Genomic DNA, 15,486 nt, shown 5'->3' with positions numbered 1-15,486 from the left:
CGCCCCGACCCGAAACCGCCGAAAGGAATGCCGTGGTGTCGCCTAGCCCAACCGAAAAAAGCAAGTCCGCACTGACCGGCCTCATGTTTCTGGGACTGGGCGGCACGCTGATATCCTCCAGCATCATGGCTGGCGCAGCGCTACTGATTGCAATCTCGGGTATCGTCATCGCAATGACTGGCAAGCTGAAGGCGACCGGCTGGGACAAGCCGCGGGAACTGCGCTTGATTCACTTCGGTTTCTGGTTCTTCGTTCTTGTCAGCGCGATCAGCTGGGCCTTTTCGGGGTTTAGTTACGAAGGCTTCAAGACATTGGGCGTCCATGCGCGCTTTATTCTGTTCTGGCCTCTACTCGTTGCCCTCACCTATGCCCGCGTCCGGGCGCGACACCTGTTTATCGCTTTTATGCTGATGGCCTTTGCAGCGGGGCTGGCGATCGTGCTCGACAACGGACTCAATGCCCAAGCCTGGCAGACGCTTCTCAAGCATCCAGCGGGCTACGATCTGAATCCAATTATCTTCGGCAACTTGTCGTTACTGGCCGGGTTTCTGAGCCTGGCCGGCGCCTTGTTCTACACTCGTCAGCAGCAACGAACAATGGCTGCGCTACTGATCATCGCCAGCCTGATAGGACTGGCGGGCGCAGGCCTGTCGCAAACCCGTAGCAGCCTGGTGGCGCTTCCTGTGCTGGCCCTCCTGTTCATCCCTCTATTGCCTCGCAACGCGCGGGTGCCGGCGCTGGTGACGTGCTTTGCCCTCATCGCTTTGGCCGCAGGCTTCAGTGACCGTGTAATCGAAACGGTGACCGGCGTGGCTGCCGGTTCTTTCGATCAGAGCATCGAGCTTCGGTTTGCAGCTTGGGGAGAAGCGCTCAGACTCTTCCTGGCGTCCCCGCTGAAGGGCGCCGGTCTCGATGGCTACCAGCACGCCATCCTCCAAGGCACTGCCCAAGGCACATTAGAGGCGCAACTGGCGGGGTGCTGCGCCGATCACGCTCATAGCGACGTAATGCAGGTGATGGCTACAAGAGGACTGATCGGCTTGCTGGCCTGGGGATTCCTACTGGGCTTGCCGGCCGCCCTATTTGGCCGCCACCTACTGGATCGTAACCCCGAGGTGGCCTATACCGCCTTGGCCGGCCTGCTTGTCCCCGTAGGCTACCTCGTGTTCGGACTGACCGAAGCGACCCTGGACCGCAGCCTGTTTGTGACGACGTACCTGGTATTGATAGGAGCCACTGCGGCGACACTCTTTGTCGAGCTGGACTTGGGCGACCGGCGCCGGAGACGGGTCAGGGTTTCGGCAACGATTATCACCAAGGATGAGGCGCACAATATCGAGGATTGCCTACGCTCCGTTCGCGCCGTGGCCGATGAGATTATCGTGCTCGACAGCGGTAGCACCGACGACACCGTGGAACGGGCCCGAGCCCTGGCCGATAGCGTAGAGGTTACCGACTGGCCCGGCTTCGGCATCCAGAAACAGCGGGCACTGGACCGGGCAACCGGGGACTGGGTACTGTCGATCGATGCCGATGAACGGATCACCGAGGGGCTGGCCCGTGAAATCAACGAGCGGCTGGCCGATCCGGACGCCGACGCCTATAAGCTGCCCTGGGCCGTCACCCTGTACGGAACACGGCTGGACTTTGGTCGCAGCGGCCGCTCTCCCCTACGGTTATTCCGGCGCGAGGGTGTGCGCTTCTCCGATGCGCTGGTCCACGAGAGAATCCTGATTCCTTCCGGTCGCAAGACCCGTCAACTCCGGGGTCGTATGACCCATTACACCCACCGTCACTTCGGCCAGGCCCTGGAAAAAAGTGCCAAGTACGCTTGGCTCGGGTCGCAGGAAAAGTTCCGTCGCGGCAAGCGGACGCGCACCCTGGCCTATGCCAGCTTTCGTGGCTTACTGACGTTCATCCAGGTCTATTTCCTACGCTTTGGCTTCCTCGATGGGCCCGTGGGTTACCTGGTATCCGTCACCTACGCGCAGGGATCGTTCAACAAATACGCGGGCCTGTGGACGCTGAGCCGAACGGAACGCATGGCAAAGCGCAACCGGGATCAGACACCGGACTGATCCAACTGCCGCTGAAAAGCCGCTTCCCTGCGCAGCCGCAGGGCAACCCTGAGCTTCCGCAGCAGGTTCAGCGGCTTTCTTTTCAGCGGTGGGGGGTTATCCATAAATCTTTCGACCGCATCCAGGACGCGCTCACTGGAGTGCCCGTCCCGGAATTCGTGCAACTCATCGGCGAAACGCCGCATGTTCTCCATGAGTTCCGGAGGACGAACGAGCGCTCTGCGCAATGCCGGCTCCACCTCGTCCGGCGTTTTCACATCCAGCAAGTAAGGCCCCGGCATATTGGTGCGCAAAGTCACTACCGGCGTATCGAGGAACATGAACTCGAACAGGATGGATGAGGTATCGCAGAGCATGACGTCCGCCTGGGACATGAAGGGAACGAAGTCATGGTCGCTTTCAATAAACGTCAGATGCTCGTTGGCAAGGGCCCGGTATTCCGCGACGACGGCCTCTGGCATCTTGGGATGCAGGGTAACGATAAACCGCCATTCGCCTGAATCCCGCATACGCCGAATGGTGTCGACCAAATGCGGTGCCGATGTGACGGTATCGCTGAACGTCGAGGCGTAGAACACCGTGGGTAGCGCATGAGGCGCCGGTACAGCCCCTTGCGGATTATCGGCCAGGATCGCATCCAGCTTGGGCCATCCGGTCTTGACCACGGCGAAGTGCCGATAGTCGTCCGCCAGCTTCTGGTAGCGCCGGGTGTCCGTTTCCGCCATGGTGCAGTAAAGGTCGAACCACCCTCGAATGCGGAAATGAGACTGTTTTTCCGGTTTGTGGCCTCGTTTGTTGATCGGCAGCCCATGAAAGACTTTGACCTTGATACCCGGGAGGAAAAAAGGAACCCAGTCGCCGGGACAAAAAACCGCGTCCGGTGCCCAGTCCCGCGCCTCGCGAAAACTCACGATGCGCTTTTCATCCGGCCGCAACGGCTTGGCAGTACAGCCTATGATCAGCCACGCCACTTCATCGCCCCGTTTGCGAATAGCCGCCTGCAAGGGCCGCAGGATGGCGTAGGAATAGGGCTGGCTCACGTAGAATAGGTAGCGTCTCACAGGCTCAACTCGTCCAGCATGTCCTGGTAGAGCACCCGTGTCTCCCGAACCGTCGCTTCGTTGGTGAACTCGCGGCCGATGCGTTCACGCCCTCGCTGCCCCATGGCCGTTGCCGCATCCCGATCCGATGCCAGCCTGATAAACGCATCGGCAAGGGCCTTGGCGTTGCGGACCGGGACCACGTACCCCTCGACGCCGTCATCGACCAGTTCCGGCATGCCGCCGGCCTCTGTCACCACGACCGGGCGTTCATAGGCCATGGCTTCGATCACCACGCGTGGCAACCCCTCACTCTCCGACGGCAACACCATCGCATCGCAGGCCGCTGCGACCTGCGGCGCATCGGTCCGGAAACCGGCGAGCTTTATCCGGTCGGCATGGCGAGAGGCCCGTATGCGGTCGGTCAGTTCAGCGTTCTCATCCAGTTTGCCCACCAACAGCAGATACACCGGCATGTCGTCGGGGATATGGTCCATGGCTTCGATTAGCGTTCGGAAGCCCTTGCCCGGCCGGTCACGACCGGTACAGCAGAACACAAAGGCATCCTGCGGAAATCCAAACGCCGAGAGATCGGCCGGAGGGCCCTCGTACCATTCCAGTTTGTGGCCTTTGTAGATGCGAACCACCTTTCGCTCAGGGAGGCGCATCCATAGAAAGCTGAGCCCAAGGAAATACCGTTTGACCGCATCGGAAACACAGACAATACGGTTGAGACGAGGATGTAAAAAAGTAATCCAGGACTCCGGATTGAGATAATCGATGTTGCCAATCACTCCACGGTAGGCGGCAATAGCGACCTTACGGCCCCGGGCAGCCCGCAGGCCGCAGGCTAGAGCGCGAGGATTGAAGCAATGCATGACGTCGATTCGCTCGTCGTCGATCACCTGCTGAATTTGCCGGGTACCGGTTTTGTCGAATCGTCCCGTCAAGGCGATGCGCGCCCGAACGATACCCGCAGCGTCCAGATCGCCGAAGTACCGGCCAGCCGGGTTGCATGCCACGGCAACTCGGGCTCCGGCCTCATGAAGACCGAGAATCCATTGGGTTTCCGAGAGATCGCACTTGTCAGTGACAATAAGGATGCGTGGCTCTTGGGCGATCATCGGTTGAAGGCTCTCCAATTCTCCAGCAGCTACCAGGCTGTGCGATGGCCGGCATGCGTAAAACTTGATAGATTGGCGCATCCCGCGGAGGGGAGACCGGGCACACAAGGCTGCGAGAATAGCATGAACACGACAGATGAGACGACGCTCGAGTGGCATGCCGAAGAGCAACGCTTCCTGCAGAAAAATGGTGTCATCGGCAGCCAGGCCGAGCTTGAGGCCTTGTCCCCTCTGAAATCGCGATGGATACACAACACACGCCGCGAAGTTTACATTACACCCTCTGGCTACGTGCTCAAACGCTTTTGCCAGTTTCCCGGGCGCAAGGACTTCCGCCGTGTCTGGCGACGCGAGCACCGTGCATTGGCCAGACTGGAGGGTCTTTCCGTGCCTCGCTCTCTGGGCTATATGCAGGCCGACCACTCGGCTGGCCGCAGCTCGGTTCTTTACGTGCGAAGCTGCCTGGCCGGCGACCCGCTGGAACATATTGCCCTGCCCGACATCCCCCGAGTGGCTGATTTATTCGCGACCTTCCATAATCGGGGGGTCGTCACGCTGGACCCCCAACCCGAAAATTTTCTGCACCCGGCAAGCCAGCCCGACACCCTGGCTTTCATCGATTTCGGTCGCGCGCGAGTCTACAACGCCGTCAATCCGCTCCTTTACATCTCCATCGGCAAGGAAATGCTGCGCCTGACCCGAGAGGGGCGCTTGAGTGACGAACAGTTGGAACAAGTCCTGGCAAGGTACGCCGAAAGTAAAAAAATGAACGGGCTGGCAGGCATGCTGATTCATCTGGGCCTGGCGTTCTGGCGCTGGAGATACCGCTCGAAAGACCGTAAACGGGCAAAACGCAAGGACGCTCGAAGCTGACCGTCAACCGCTCAAGCGCGAGCGTTATACCCACCGACGAGCGATTGCCAGAAGCTCTCCCGATCTGAAACAGACCACGCGCCGAGTTCCTTGTCCACCGAGCGGCGCAAGCGGGCCAAGTTGGCCTGCTGCCATTTCAGACCACTCTCGCCCTGTTCCCGTATAAGACATTTATCGAAATCGACCAGATAAACCCCGCCCGGCGCGACCAGGATGTTGTTGATATTGAGATCGACATGATCGAGGCCGGCCCAATGGAAGCGCGCAATGACCCGGCCGGCATCCCTGAGTAGCTGATCGGTCGCCTCCCCGGCGAATTCAAGCAGTGTTTTGGCGCCGGCAATGCGTTCGATCAGAATGCGGGCCCGATAGAAGCCAATGCCCGCCGGGGCATACCAGGCGGCAACCGGCGCAGGCACGGGAAGGCCCTGCTGCGTCAAATAGTCCAGCAATCGCACTTCCATGAACGAACGCACCCGGTTTTCACCTGCGAACTTGAACAGGTCGCGTGAAATTCTCGCCACCAGCCCGCCTCGCAGATAATGTCGCAAGACCCAATCGCTTTCCGCGCGCTGGATATACCAGGCGCCGCCGCGGCCACCCACCGATACCGGCCGGGCCTTCTCCTGCCAGCTGCGCGGATCGAAAGATTCAGCTGAAACGCTGTCTTCGAAGCCCGGTGCGATCAGGACAATTTCACCCTTGCTTTCCGTCCGTGTAAACGACGTGGCCATCGCCCTATTCAATCCTCTGGATTACCGGAAGGCACTGAACATGCCACGCCGGGAATTAACGGTTCATTACCTGGGAGCGCGCAACCTATATCAGCCCAGATCTCCATGCTAGAATCCCCGCCATCGAAACCTGGCAGCCTGGAACCAGCCTGCGAAAGCCGCGTAGTCCGGCCGCTCAGCCTCTCCAGGGCATGCTTGGCGAAGCGCTGTTACCCGTTTGTCCGGCCTCACGTCTCAGGTATCCGCCGTCGAGTGCCGTATAGGAGTAGCGCGCTGCCAATGTCAGCCAGCAATTTACATTCCAGCAGTAGCGACCCGCAAATGGAAAAGCGCTCAAAGGGGTATATGGACTTACTTTCCCGCCATCTTCACATTCTATTTTCCATCGCACTGGCTATCTATGCGTTCTCCTGGCACCCGTTGCCCCCGGCCTATCACGGTGCCGAAGGCGCACTGGTCGCACTCTTCTTGTTGTCGCTATGTCTGAGGCAGGGGCGGCCATTGCGTACCAATCCCGCCTTTTTGCTGTGCATGGCTCTTTTGGTTTACCTGGCAGCCAGCTTGTTCTATCATAGAGCCGTACTCCCGGAAGCTTACGATGTGAGCGTGCGCTTCTCGCGGTATTACCTTAAACCGCTCCTGATTCTGATCGTCGCCTACGGCCTGGCTCTCGCGCGTCCGGGGTTCGCTTGGCTGTTCCTTCCTATTGCCTTTTGCGGACTGCTCGTTCAGCTCGCCTTGACCGTAAACGGCCCGTTGATCGACCAGATTCTGCAAGGATATCGACCCAGCTTCGGCTTTACCAACGCCCAGCATTCCGGCGTCGCGTTCGGTACCGCCCTGTTGGCCCTTGTTATTTTTGCTCCTCGTGTACTGCATACCCAAAAGCCGCAGCGATATGCCTATGTCGTGTTACTGGCCTGCGCGATCGTTATCTCCGCAGCCTGCGTCCTCGTCACGCAGGTGCGCGCCGTCTGGCTTGGGTTAGCCCTGGCCTTACCTATTGGTTTTGTCCTATCACTCGTCTATCGCGATCGGTCTCGCAAGCCTTCACTCAAGGGGGTATACCTTCCGATTGCTGCCCTCTTGGCCGTGATCGGCGTCACCACCGCTTTACTGCTGACGACGGGCATCGAAGGACACATGGAGAAGCGACTGAGCGCAACCGACAATCAAATCGAGGCGCTGCAACAGGCTTTCGCACTGGAAGACGTGAAAAATACCAGTACCGCCGTCCGCGTGGCGTCTTGGTCCGCCGCAATCGACTGGTTCTCTCAACGGCCGATTTTGGGCTGGGGCCCGGGCACGACTCCTCAGCTCATTGAAAACGCCCCGTACTTCGACGACTGGTTCAAGAACCAATTCGGGCACTTGCACAATTCCTATCTCGAAGCCGCCGTTTCTTTGGGAACGCTCGGACTGCTGCTCCTGCTGGGCTTGGTGGCCTATCTGGGCTGGGCCACTATTCAGGCATACCGTTCCGGCGCCATGCCGCGGGATGCTTTTATTTTCGCCTGGACGTTTTTTATCTTCTGGATGGTCGTAAACTGTTTTGAGTCGTACATCATGTTCAACTCAGGCCACGTTATTACCGCGTGCGTTGGCGGATTCATCTATCACTTCTACTTGAAGACCGGGGTCAAGGATCATGCCCACAAACCAGGGACCAGGGCAACGGGCTGAAATCGATATCGGCGCCTGTTGCGACGAGAATTACGTCCCGTTTGCCAGCGTCATGATGATATCGGCGCTGGAAAACGCTCATCCGGACTACCAGCTCCATTTCCATTTCGTCGCCGACAAGGTGCCCGAAGATGTCCTTGCCGAGATGCGAGCACTGGTGGAAAAGCGTGGCGGCAGGCTTTCTGTCTACCCTGCCGATAATCTGCGGTTCGACGGATTACCCACGCTCCGCTTCGGGTCGTCGGTGTATCAGCGCATCCTGCTGGCCGACTATCTTCCACCCGATATTCACCGCGTCATCTATATCGATTCTGACACCCTGGTCATCGGGGATGTCAGCGAACTTTGGGAGCTGGACCTGGACGGGAAACCCGTTGCGGCGGTCGAGGATCTTTCCCGCTCCGCTTGCGAATCGGTTGGCGTAAGCCGGCAAGAATATTTCAATTCCGGTGTCTTGGTGATGGACCTGGAGCAGTGGCGCGCTGAAGATATTCACGGCACGGTCGCCCGGTATGCCGGGGAGAATGCCCACCGGTTCCAGTATGTCGACCAGTGCAGTCTGAACGCGATCCTGCATACGCGATGGAAACGCCTGTCCCCCGCCTGGAACCAGCAGGCCAACATCTACAAGATCTTACGCAGGTACAGCGAAGGCAGCGCCTATACCGTAGACGAATTGCGCGAGGGCGTTGGCCGGCCCAAGATCGTTCACTTCACGGGCAAGAAAAAGCCCTGGCTACACTACTGTTTCCACCCGTTCAAACCGCTGTATCGGGATTTCCTACGGCAAACCCCCTGGGGTTCACGCTATCCGGTCCCCGTCAGCCGCCGCGAGAAGCTAAGATACGTTCTTGCACTGCGCCAGCACTACAAATGGCTGAGCCGAAGCACCAAAATTTATCTCTATCGAAATTTAACAAAACAGCCTACAGACAACACGCTGCATGGACCCAAAGCCCGTTAATAAAACCGGCGTACTGCGTCTGCCCGGCATTGGAGGTGCTTCTCATGACACCCATTGTGCTTTTTCTGCCGGGACGGCCGGCGACTATACGCGTCACAGATTAAAAGCGCTTTGCAGTATACGTTGACGTGCCCATGTATACTTGATGCTTATCGATCCCATTTCCCCGTATCCTGTCAAACCTATGAAACCAGATGCAATTGGCGTGGTCATCACCACCTACAATTCGCCCGATTGGCTAAGCAAGGTGCTTACGGGCTATGAAAATCAGACCATAAAGGACTTTCGGGTAATCATCGCGGACGATGGGTCGACAGATTCGACGCGCGAGTTAATCGAGCGTTTCAAAGAGCGTGGCGTGCTGGCTATTGACCACGTTTGGCAGGAAGACGAAGGCTTCCGGAAGTGCCGGGTTCTTAACGAGGTGATCGGCCATACCGATTGCGACTACCTTGTCTTTACGGACGGCGATTGCATACCAGAACCCAATCTTGTCGAGACGCATCGCGACCTGGCCAAACCTGGCTTTTTTCTATCCGGCGGCTACATCAAGTTAACCTCATCAATTTCTGAGAACATTTCAGATGAAGATATCCGCTCGGGCGTCATATTCGATGCGAAGTGGCTGGTAGCCAACGGCCAGCCCAGAAGCCATAAGCTTTGGAAACTGACGTCTTCACCCTGGGTGAAAGCGTTCATGAATACGGTGACGCCAGCGGCTGCGAGCTGGAATGGCATGAACAGTTCTACCTGGACCAAAGATCTGATGGCCGTGAACGGATTCAATGAAGACATGCAGTACGGCGGTCTGGACCGGGAGCTGGGCGAGCGCCTCTGGAACTTCGGGCACAAGTCCAGACAAATCCGATTCAGTACGGTGTGTCTACACCTCGACCATGCACGCGGGTATTCCAAGCCTGAAATATGGGCAAAGAACCGGGCCATACGGGAGGCCGTTAAAGACAACCGGACATTCTGGGCGGAGAATGGTATTGAGAAGAACGTCGCTTCATGAGAACCCTGGTTATCATCCACAGCTTGAAGATGGGTGGCATGGAGCGTGTGGCTGTGAATCTTGCCGATGCGTTCGCCGAAGAAGGCCATGAAAGCCACTTACTGTCCTGCCGCGCCCAACCCAATGATCTCCACCCTCAAGATCCTGCCGTTAATGTTCACTATCACGACCAGCTAAAAGCCTTGCTGAAATCCGTCATCGGCATCCCCGTATTTCTGATTTCGCGCCTTATTCTCGGTGTGGTTCTCCCTCGCTCCCACTTCATGTGGATAGGCTGGCTGAGCGGCTGGTTGCTCAAGCGGAAAATAAAGCACTTGGAGCGTCGGTACGGTCGTTTCGATCGCATCGTTTTCCGGGGGCTGGGTACCTTCAAATACTTTTGGTCGTTCCGGGATGAACGCAATATCTACGTACTGGAAAACGTTATTCACTACGACCGGCCGCTATGGCAAAAAAAGTTGGAGTGGAAACTGGTATTCCATAAACGCCATCTCGTTTGCGTTTCTTCTGGCGTGGAAGAATCCGCCAAACAGGCTTTTTCCAAGGGAAGCATTCAACCTCAAAGCCTACGCGTTATTACCAATCCCTGTCCGGTGAATCACATCCAGACAATGGCCGATGAAACCGAATCAGGCCTTCCGGACGCCCCGTTCATCGTGAACGTCGCCCGCCTGGTGCCCCAGAAAGGTCACTCCCTGCTGCTGGAGGCCTTCAAAGCGGCCCGCGTTCCCCACAAACTGGTAATTGTCGGCGAAGGCCCCCTTCGAGCAAAACTCGAAGAAAAAGCGAACAGTCTGGGCATTTCGGACCGCGTGTTTTTCGCGGGCAAACGCAGCAACCCTTACCCCTGGATGCGGCAGGCCGATCTCTTCGTTCTGGCCTCAGAATACGAAGGGCTTGGTATTGTTCTCACGGAGGCGTTGGCTTGCGGTACCCCTATCCTTTCCGTGGACAGTCGCGGGGGTGTCCGCTCGGTCTTCACGGGTGAGCTCGAACAGTACCTCACGCCCCGGACGGTTAAGGGTCTGACGGAAGGGCTTGAGAGTACCGTCGAAAAACTACCGATAGAGGTAAAACCCGATTGGTTGGCGCCTTTCAGTTCCAAATCGGTCGTTGACGCCTTCCTGATGCCATAAGGATCAGGTTCGTGAGCGGAACTCGGACAAGCGATCCAACGCCGAGACGTGGACACAACCAACCTGGGCTGGGAAACGCGTATCGAGCATCATCGCCATCGCGAAGCGATGACAGCCAGCACCGGAAAAGATCGGCTCACCTCCGGGACCCAAATGCATCAAAATACCCCCGATCTCACGATAGTTATCCGAAACCAGCTCCCGGCGTGAGGGGAAACGCCCTTTGTCCCTGACCTGCGCCCAAATTCCATCCAGTGTTTCAAAGCGCTGCTCGACATCTTGAGGGGTACGGCACTTGTCAGTCACCCCGGTGGGTGAAACGGCAATCTTTTGAAGCATAAAGTCGATGGCACCGGACTCATGCCAATTCTTTCCGTCTCGCCAATGCCCCCAGCAGTAATTCAGTTTCGGATGGTTTTCGAAGGGCTGCTCGAGCGATGTTGGCCATTCAAAAAAAACGCGACCTGACATCTGCCTGACTCTCGAACCAAAATGCTTCGCCAGATCCGCAGCCTCGATGTAGCGCTGGCATTGCGAGGGAGACACCCAGATGCGCTCGGCATAGCGAGGGGCATCAGCACCAAATTTAAAGCGGTTGAAAGCATCAATCCGGGCGGCTCTCAGTCGATACTTTATAGCCAAGACGACCCCTTCATACGGACTCTCCGCGCATATAGAACCATGATGAACGCCTTACCAACGCTGATGCTCTACCCGATCAGCTTGAAAAAAACAGCTGGTTCGTTTCACGCACCATTCTCTCCAGACCAAACTCGTCAGCTATCCAGCGTTTTAGGCGCTCGGGGCCAACTGCATGCTCGCCATTTGCAATGGCGCTGATCGCCCGAGCCATCGCCGGTACGTCATCGACATCCACAAGAATGCCGTACTCTCCATGGGCCAGAAGCTCTTCACTTCCCGGGACCCGGGTTGAAACGACCGGCGTGCCATGGCTCATCGCTTCATTGAGGACATTGGCCATGCCTTCGTTTCTGGAACACAACAAGAACACGTCGATGCCAGCAAAAAACGACGGCATATTCTGATGATATCCAAGAAAATGGATCCGCTTGGACTCCGGGCGCAGCTGGATAGCCGCTTTAATCTCCTGCTCGAACTCACCTTCGCCAGCGTGGACAATGTGAATGTTATTAGGAAGTTTGGAAAGAATATCGGGCAGCAAATCGAAGCCCTTCTGTGGACTGAAGCGGCCAGCGCAACCCACAACAACCGTGTCGGCGGGTAAATTAAACATCGCCCTGAAATCCATGGGTTCAGTTTCAGCCGAAGGGACGTCAAAACCGTTGTACACCCGGAATACATTGTTTTCATCGAAGAACTTCGGGTGCTTCAGCATGGCCTGCTTCAGGGAATCGCTGTTAACCATCAGAACCGATTTCATCATTCTGAAAATCACAAAATACTTAAGCGGGCTTTTCACCCTTCGGGCGATCCCCAGATAGAGCACAACCCGATCCACACCGGCGAGCTTCGAGGCCAGGGAAACGAGCCACCAATCTTTCTTAAGCGCAGCAAAAACGACATCCGGAGCGATGTCCCGAAGGATCTTTATGTAATTGGCGACCACGAAAAGATTAAAGTCGCCCCCACGTGAAGCGACTTCGATCACACTTACGTTAGGTAACTCCGCAAAGCGCTCTGCAAAGAAGCCTTTCAGCAAGATCACGTAAACCCTTACGCCATCCTCTCCCAGAAACCGGGCTCTGAGACGCACGTTTTTTTCGATCCCTCCCCAAACTCGGGATGGGCAAAAGAGCACGGCTTTCCTCATGCGCAACTCCGACTATGTTCCAACCGCCGTTTTAGACCAAAAGCGCTACGACACATCACTTGCGCAAACGTCTTTTCAGCTTTCGAATACCCAAACTGATCTTCTCCAAACGAACGGCTAACCAAAACCAGCCCGACGAAGTAACGGTGGCTGGCAAAAGTCTCTCCGCCTCCGGGCAGCTGCCAAGAAAGCGCGCCAGCTCCCGGGCCTTCTGCAACGCCGGTAAAAATTTAGGCTTCTTTAACCGGAAGTCGATGAAGCATACGGTCTCTCCAGATACAACGAAGTTGGCCAACTGCGGGTCGTTACGGAGATAACCGCGGCGATGGAGAGCTTCGAGAGCGTCCAGGATTTTGAGCGCATCCCGCGGCTCGGCGGGACGGCCTTCGACAAAGCGATAGCAGACGAAGGCGTCGGTTACAACGCCGTCCGGCCTGTGTTCGCACGCCAACATGGGAACGGGCGCCGTAAATCCCATAGTCGACATCAATTCAAGATGCCGGAACGTGCGCAGGGCGTCACTTTCCCGGAAACGCGTCAGGAAGCGCTCCCATCGGCGGCTGTTTCTGGCCCGGGGCACCTTGAGCAGGAGCGACTCATCCCGAAAACGAACGCGCGCGCTTAAGGTCCGCCAGTTGTCGCGAAACACTTTTTCGCGCGTTAGCGTCTCGTCCAGAACCGCATCCACGAGTTCCCGGCTTGCGTCTTCACCCACATGAGAAACCACGTGATAGTGACGGTAATCAAAAGCTAAAGGCATCAACAATCCCTAACGGGCGGCCGCTCGTCGACTCGGTCGGAATCCGGCTGCAGACGACCGATAATCCGATCCATCCAGGCGATCCACAAGCGCATGAATGCGTCGCTGGCATTGTCCAGACTCTGGGCACAAAGAAACTTGCACTCAGGGCGCGTCTCGGCCTCGATCAACGATTCAATATCCTCGACATCCGACGTGGAACTCAGATAGAGAGCCTCAGGAAGTGGCGAAATTTCGGCGGCATCATGCCGTAGTTCAAGATGGTTCGCGAGCGCCACAGGCCAGAATTGTCTGACATGACGCAAAGGGTACGATGCATTGCGACGCATCCGCTCAGGATGTTTCGCAAAACAGTCCCGGAACGTACTGACGCGCATCGGATGCGGAATATGCCCGACATCCAGATAACGATCCTCGGCTCCAGCCAGGCTGGCCGTCTCCGACTGTAATGTGCGTCGCGTCGGACGCCCCATACCCATCATGCGTTTGAGCTTTCTTTTGAGCGTTGACTTGACCAAAGAGCGAAAAGTCCCCCTCAACACAACCTTGTCACTCTTGAAAAAAACCTCAGGAGCCACCGGTTTGATCAGGAAGCAATCGTCATTGAAGTAGACGAAATTATCGGCCAGCCCGGGTATACGCCATAGCAGGGTTTCAATCGAGAGACTGTTGAATGTTGGCAGACTGTCAGCCATGTCGCGGAAAATCACTTTGTGGTCAACCACCCGGATACGGTCAATGGCAGCCGCTGGGAGCCGGCCGACAAAGCCGGGGACCTGCTCGTCAGTGACAATGAAGATATACCGCAGCCAGGGCGCAAACCGGAGCAGAGAAGCAATGCAGTATTCCAGTTCGCCCCGGTCCGCATAACGGGTCTTGGCTGCGGCTTTCGGCCTCTTACGAGCGCGCCAGCCCAGGTAGGTCTCGAGCTTTTGCTGATGTCGCGGATCGTCGCCATCGACCCATGTGACGACAGCATCAATCGGTTCGCCTGGTTTTGCAGAAGACATGGCTTGGGATGGCACCTCATTCCTGACTTTACGGCTGCCTGTTCGCGAGCCTCCAATCGAGCCCATCGCGCTTTTTCAGCGGCCCTGGAAGTTCACCGCCGGCAGAGACCGGAGAGACTCAGGGCCGACGACTAGGCTAGAATGGCCACTAGCTTATCAAAACGGGAGCCTAAGGCTCTGTAATAATAGGCACCTGATTAACGGATAGCTTCTTGATCAACTCCATCTGCATCCTCCGCCTGTCCGCCATCGGCGATGTAACCCACGTGATACCGGTCGTTCTCAGCCTCCAGGAACAACTGCCTGGCATCAGAATCACCTGGGTCATCGGCAAGATCGAAGCCAAGCTGGTCGGTGACCTGCCCGGCGTCGAGTTCGTGATCTTCGACAAGAAGGCAGGGATAGAAGGCTACCGGGAACTGCGCCGAACCCTGAAGGGCCAGACATTCGATGCGCTTTTGCATATGCAGGTCGCCTTTCGCGCTAATCTGGCGGCGGCCGTCATTCCGGCGAAGCTCAAGATCGGCTATGACCGGTCTCGCAGCAAGGATTTGCACGGGGCTTTTATCAATCGCCGCATCGCGCCGGCAGAGCGTCAGCATGTCCGCGACTGCCTGGCCAGCTTCCTGGAGCCTTTGGGGTTGAAGGCCGCGCCTCCGCGCTGGACGATCCCGCTGTCCGAGGCCGACCTGGCCTTTGCCGACGCCCATATCTCGCCGGACCGGCACACTATCGTCATCAGTCCGTGCGCCAGCCATCCACTACGCAACTGGTCCGCGGAACGCTATGCAGCACTCGCCGACCACGCGATTCGAACCCACGGCGCCCAGGTCATTCTTGTCGGCAGTCCTGCCCCACAGGAAAAAGAATACTGCGCAGCGATCGAACAGGGCATGCAGGAAAAACCCGTCAACATTTGCGGCAAGGACACACTCAAACAGCTGACCGCGCTGCTCAAAAAAGCGGACCTGCTGGTGGCGCCTGACACGGGCCCGGCGCATATTGCCAGCGCCATGGGTACGGACGTGCTGGGCCTGTTCGCGGGCAGCAATCCCTATCGCTCCGGTCCCTATAACTCACTCGAACTTTGCGTCAATCGCTATCCGGAAGCGCTCGAAAAGTTTGCGGGAAAGAGCGTGGAGACGGCGCGCTGGGGGGCAAAGGCTGAATACCCCGGCGCAATGGAACTGATCAGCGTTGACGAAGTCTGTCAGCGGCTCGACCAGTGGGTCACGAGCCGCCGGAACAGGGAGCCGGAGAAATAACCGGCTCCCCGG

The 15,486-nt window shown here is 57.3% G+C and carries 13 protein-coding genes and 2 pseudogenes; 7 read left to right on the top strand and 8 right to left on the bottom strand.

Annotation, left to right across the window (positions count from 1 at the left end; genetic code table 11):
- The first annotated feature begins 35 nt into the window (after window positions 1-35).
- Window positions 36-2,078: an O-antigen ligase family protein gene (locus FXO11_RS03970; protein ID WP_227546033.1), complete on the top strand. Its 2,043-nt coding sequence runs from the start codon at window positions 36-38 to the stop codon at window positions 2,076-2,078.
- On the opposite strand, the gene FXO11_RS03965 is transcribed toward FXO11_RS03970, so the two are convergent.
- Window positions 2,063-3,139 (bottom strand): CDP-glycerol glycerophosphotransferase family protein, encoded by a 1,077-nt coding sequence (locus FXO11_RS03965; RefSeq protein ID WP_148861674.1) that lies wholly within the window; start codon window positions 3,137-3,139, stop codon window positions 2,063-2,065. The genes FXO11_RS03970 and FXO11_RS03965 overlap by 16 nt on opposite strands.
- Entirely contained in the window at window positions 3,136-4,242 is a 1,107-nt protein-coding gene (locus tag FXO11_RS03960; RefSeq protein WP_148861673.1) for a glycosyltransferase, read from the bottom strand. The genes FXO11_RS03965 and FXO11_RS03960 overlap by 4 nt, the downstream gene beginning before the upstream one ends.
- Window positions 4,243-4,365: 123 nt before the next feature.
- On the opposite strand from FXO11_RS03960, the gene FXO11_RS03955 reads away from it, so the two are divergent.
- Entirely contained in the window at window positions 4,366-5,115 is a 750-nt protein-coding gene (locus FXO11_RS03955; protein ID WP_148861672.1) for a BUD32 family EKC/KEOPS complex subunit, read from the top strand.
- Between the two features lie 11 nt (window positions 5,116-5,126).
- On the opposite strand, the gene FXO11_RS03950 is transcribed toward FXO11_RS03955, so the two are convergent.
- On the bottom strand, window positions 5,127-5,849 hold the full coding sequence (locus FXO11_RS03950; RefSeq protein WP_148861671.1) for a 3-deoxy-D-manno-octulosonic acid kinase: 723 nt from the start codon (window positions 5,847-5,849) through the stop codon (window positions 5,127-5,129).
- Window positions 5,850-6,170: 321 nt separating this feature from the next.
- On the opposite strand from FXO11_RS03950, the gene FXO11_RS03945 reads away from it, so the two are divergent.
- The 4 genes from FXO11_RS03945 to FXO11_RS03930 all read left to right on the top strand — a co-directional run bounded on the left by FXO11_RS03945 (window position 6,171) and on the right by FXO11_RS03930 (window position 10,647).
- Entirely contained in the window at window positions 6,171-7,532 is a 1,362-nt protein-coding gene (locus tag FXO11_RS03945; RefSeq protein ID WP_168203122.1) for an O-antigen ligase family protein, read from the top strand.
- Window positions 7,498-8,496: a glycosyltransferase family 8 protein gene (locus FXO11_RS03940; RefSeq protein WP_148861669.1), complete on the top strand. Its 999-nt coding sequence runs from the start codon at window positions 7,498-7,500 to the stop codon at window positions 8,494-8,496. The genes FXO11_RS03945 and FXO11_RS03940 overlap by 35 nt, the downstream gene beginning before the upstream one ends.
- Window positions 8,497-8,641: 145 nt before the next feature.
- The gene (locus FXO11_RS03935) at window positions 8,642-9,511 is read left to right on the top strand and encodes a glycosyltransferase family 2 protein (RefSeq protein WP_227546032.1); all 870 of its coding nucleotides are present in this window, start codon (window positions 8,642-8,644) and stop codon (window positions 9,509-9,511) included.
- The gene (locus tag FXO11_RS03930) at window positions 9,508-10,647 is read left to right on the top strand and encodes a glycosyltransferase (RefSeq protein ID WP_148861668.1); all 1,140 of its coding nucleotides are present in this window, start codon (window positions 9,508-9,510) and stop codon (window positions 10,645-10,647) included. Before FXO11_RS03935 ends, FXO11_RS03930 begins: the two co-directional genes overlap by 4 nt.
- 3 nt (window positions 10,648-10,650) lie before the next feature.
- Here the strand turns inward: FXO11_RS03930 and FXO11_RS03925 are convergent, their stop codons facing one another.
- The 5 genes and pseudogenes from FXO11_RS03925 to FXO11_RS20645 form a co-directional block, all read right to left on the bottom strand.
- A complete protein-coding gene (locus FXO11_RS03925) occupies window positions 10,651-11,289 on the bottom strand; it encodes a hypothetical protein (protein ID WP_148861667.1) in 639 nt (212 codons plus the stop codon).
- 76 nt (window positions 11,290-11,365) lie between these two features.
- Window positions 11,366-12,439, bottom strand: coding sequence for a glycosyltransferase (locus FXO11_RS03920; RefSeq protein WP_148861666.1), 1,074 nt, complete (start codon window positions 12,437-12,439; stop codon window positions 11,366-11,368).
- Window positions 12,440-12,494: 55 nt separating this feature from the next.
- The gene (locus FXO11_RS03915) at window positions 12,495-13,199 is read right to left on the bottom strand and encodes a lipopolysaccharide core heptose(II) kinase RfaY (RefSeq protein WP_148861665.1); all 705 of its coding nucleotides are present in this window, start codon (window positions 13,197-13,199) and stop codon (window positions 12,495-12,497) included.
- Window positions 13,199-14,011: pseudogene (locus FXO11_RS03910) on the bottom strand (hypothetical protein); the annotation flags it as partial. The pseudogene FXO11_RS03910 and the gene FXO11_RS03915, both read right to left, overlap by 1 nt.
- 111 nt (window positions 14,012-14,122) lie before the next feature.
- A pseudogene (locus FXO11_RS20645) lies at window positions 14,123-14,209 on the bottom strand (Stealth CR1 domain-containing protein); the annotation flags it as partial.
- A 215-nt stretch (window positions 14,210-14,424) separates the two neighbouring features.
- Between FXO11_RS20645 and FXO11_RS03905 the strand changes: the two are divergent.
- Window positions 14,425-15,474, top strand: coding sequence for a glycosyltransferase family 9 protein (locus FXO11_RS03905; protein ID WP_148864780.1), 1,050 nt, complete (start codon window positions 14,425-14,427; stop codon window positions 15,472-15,474).
- The last annotated feature ends 12 nt before the right edge of the window (window positions 15,475-15,486 follow it).

The organism is Marinobacter fonticola (genome assembly GCF_008122265.1).
GTDB classification, from domain to species: domain Bacteria; phylum Pseudomonadota; class Gammaproteobacteria; order Pseudomonadales; family Oleiphilaceae; genus Marinobacter_A; species Marinobacter_A fonticola.
The sequence above is the reverse complement of the archived record's forward strand: the minus strand, read 5'-3'. Positions and strand labels throughout refer to the sequence as shown.

Bases quoted from the DNA above. Each gene is read 5' to 3' on its own strand.
- FXO11_RS03950 (WP_148861671.1), bottom strand. From the start codon at position 5,849: ATGGCCACGTCGTTTACACGGACGGAAAGCAAGGGTGAAATTGTCCTG.
- FXO11_RS03945 (WP_168203122.1), top strand. From the start codon at position 6,171: ATGGAAAAGCGCTCAAAGGGGTATATGGACTTACTTTCCCGCCATCTT.
- FXO11_RS03940 (WP_148861669.1), top strand. From the start codon at position 7,498: ATGCCCACAAACCAGGGACCAGGGCAACGGGCTGAAATCGATATCGGC.
- FXO11_RS03930 (WP_148861668.1), top strand. From the start codon at position 9,508: ATGAGAACCCTGGTTATCATCCACAGCTTGAAGATGGGTGGCATGGAG.
- FXO11_RS03915 (WP_148861665.1), bottom strand. From the start codon at position 13,199: ATGCCTTTAGCTTTTGATTACCGTCACTATCACGTGGTTTCTCATGTG.
- FXO11_RS03935 (WP_227546032.1), top strand. From the start codon at position 8,642: ATGCTTATCGATCCCATTTCCCCGTATCCTGTCAAACCTATGAAACCA.
- FXO11_RS03960 (WP_148861673.1), bottom strand. From the start codon at position 4,242: ATGATCGCCCAAGAGCCACGCATCCTTATTGTCACTGACAAGTGCGAT.
- FXO11_RS03920 (WP_148861666.1), bottom strand. From the start codon at position 12,439: ATGAGGAAAGCCGTGCTCTTTTGCCCATCCCGAGTTTGGGGAGGGATC.
- FXO11_RS03955 (WP_148861672.1), top strand. From the start codon at position 4,366: ATGAACACGACAGATGAGACGACGCTCGAGTGGCATGCCGAAGAGCAA.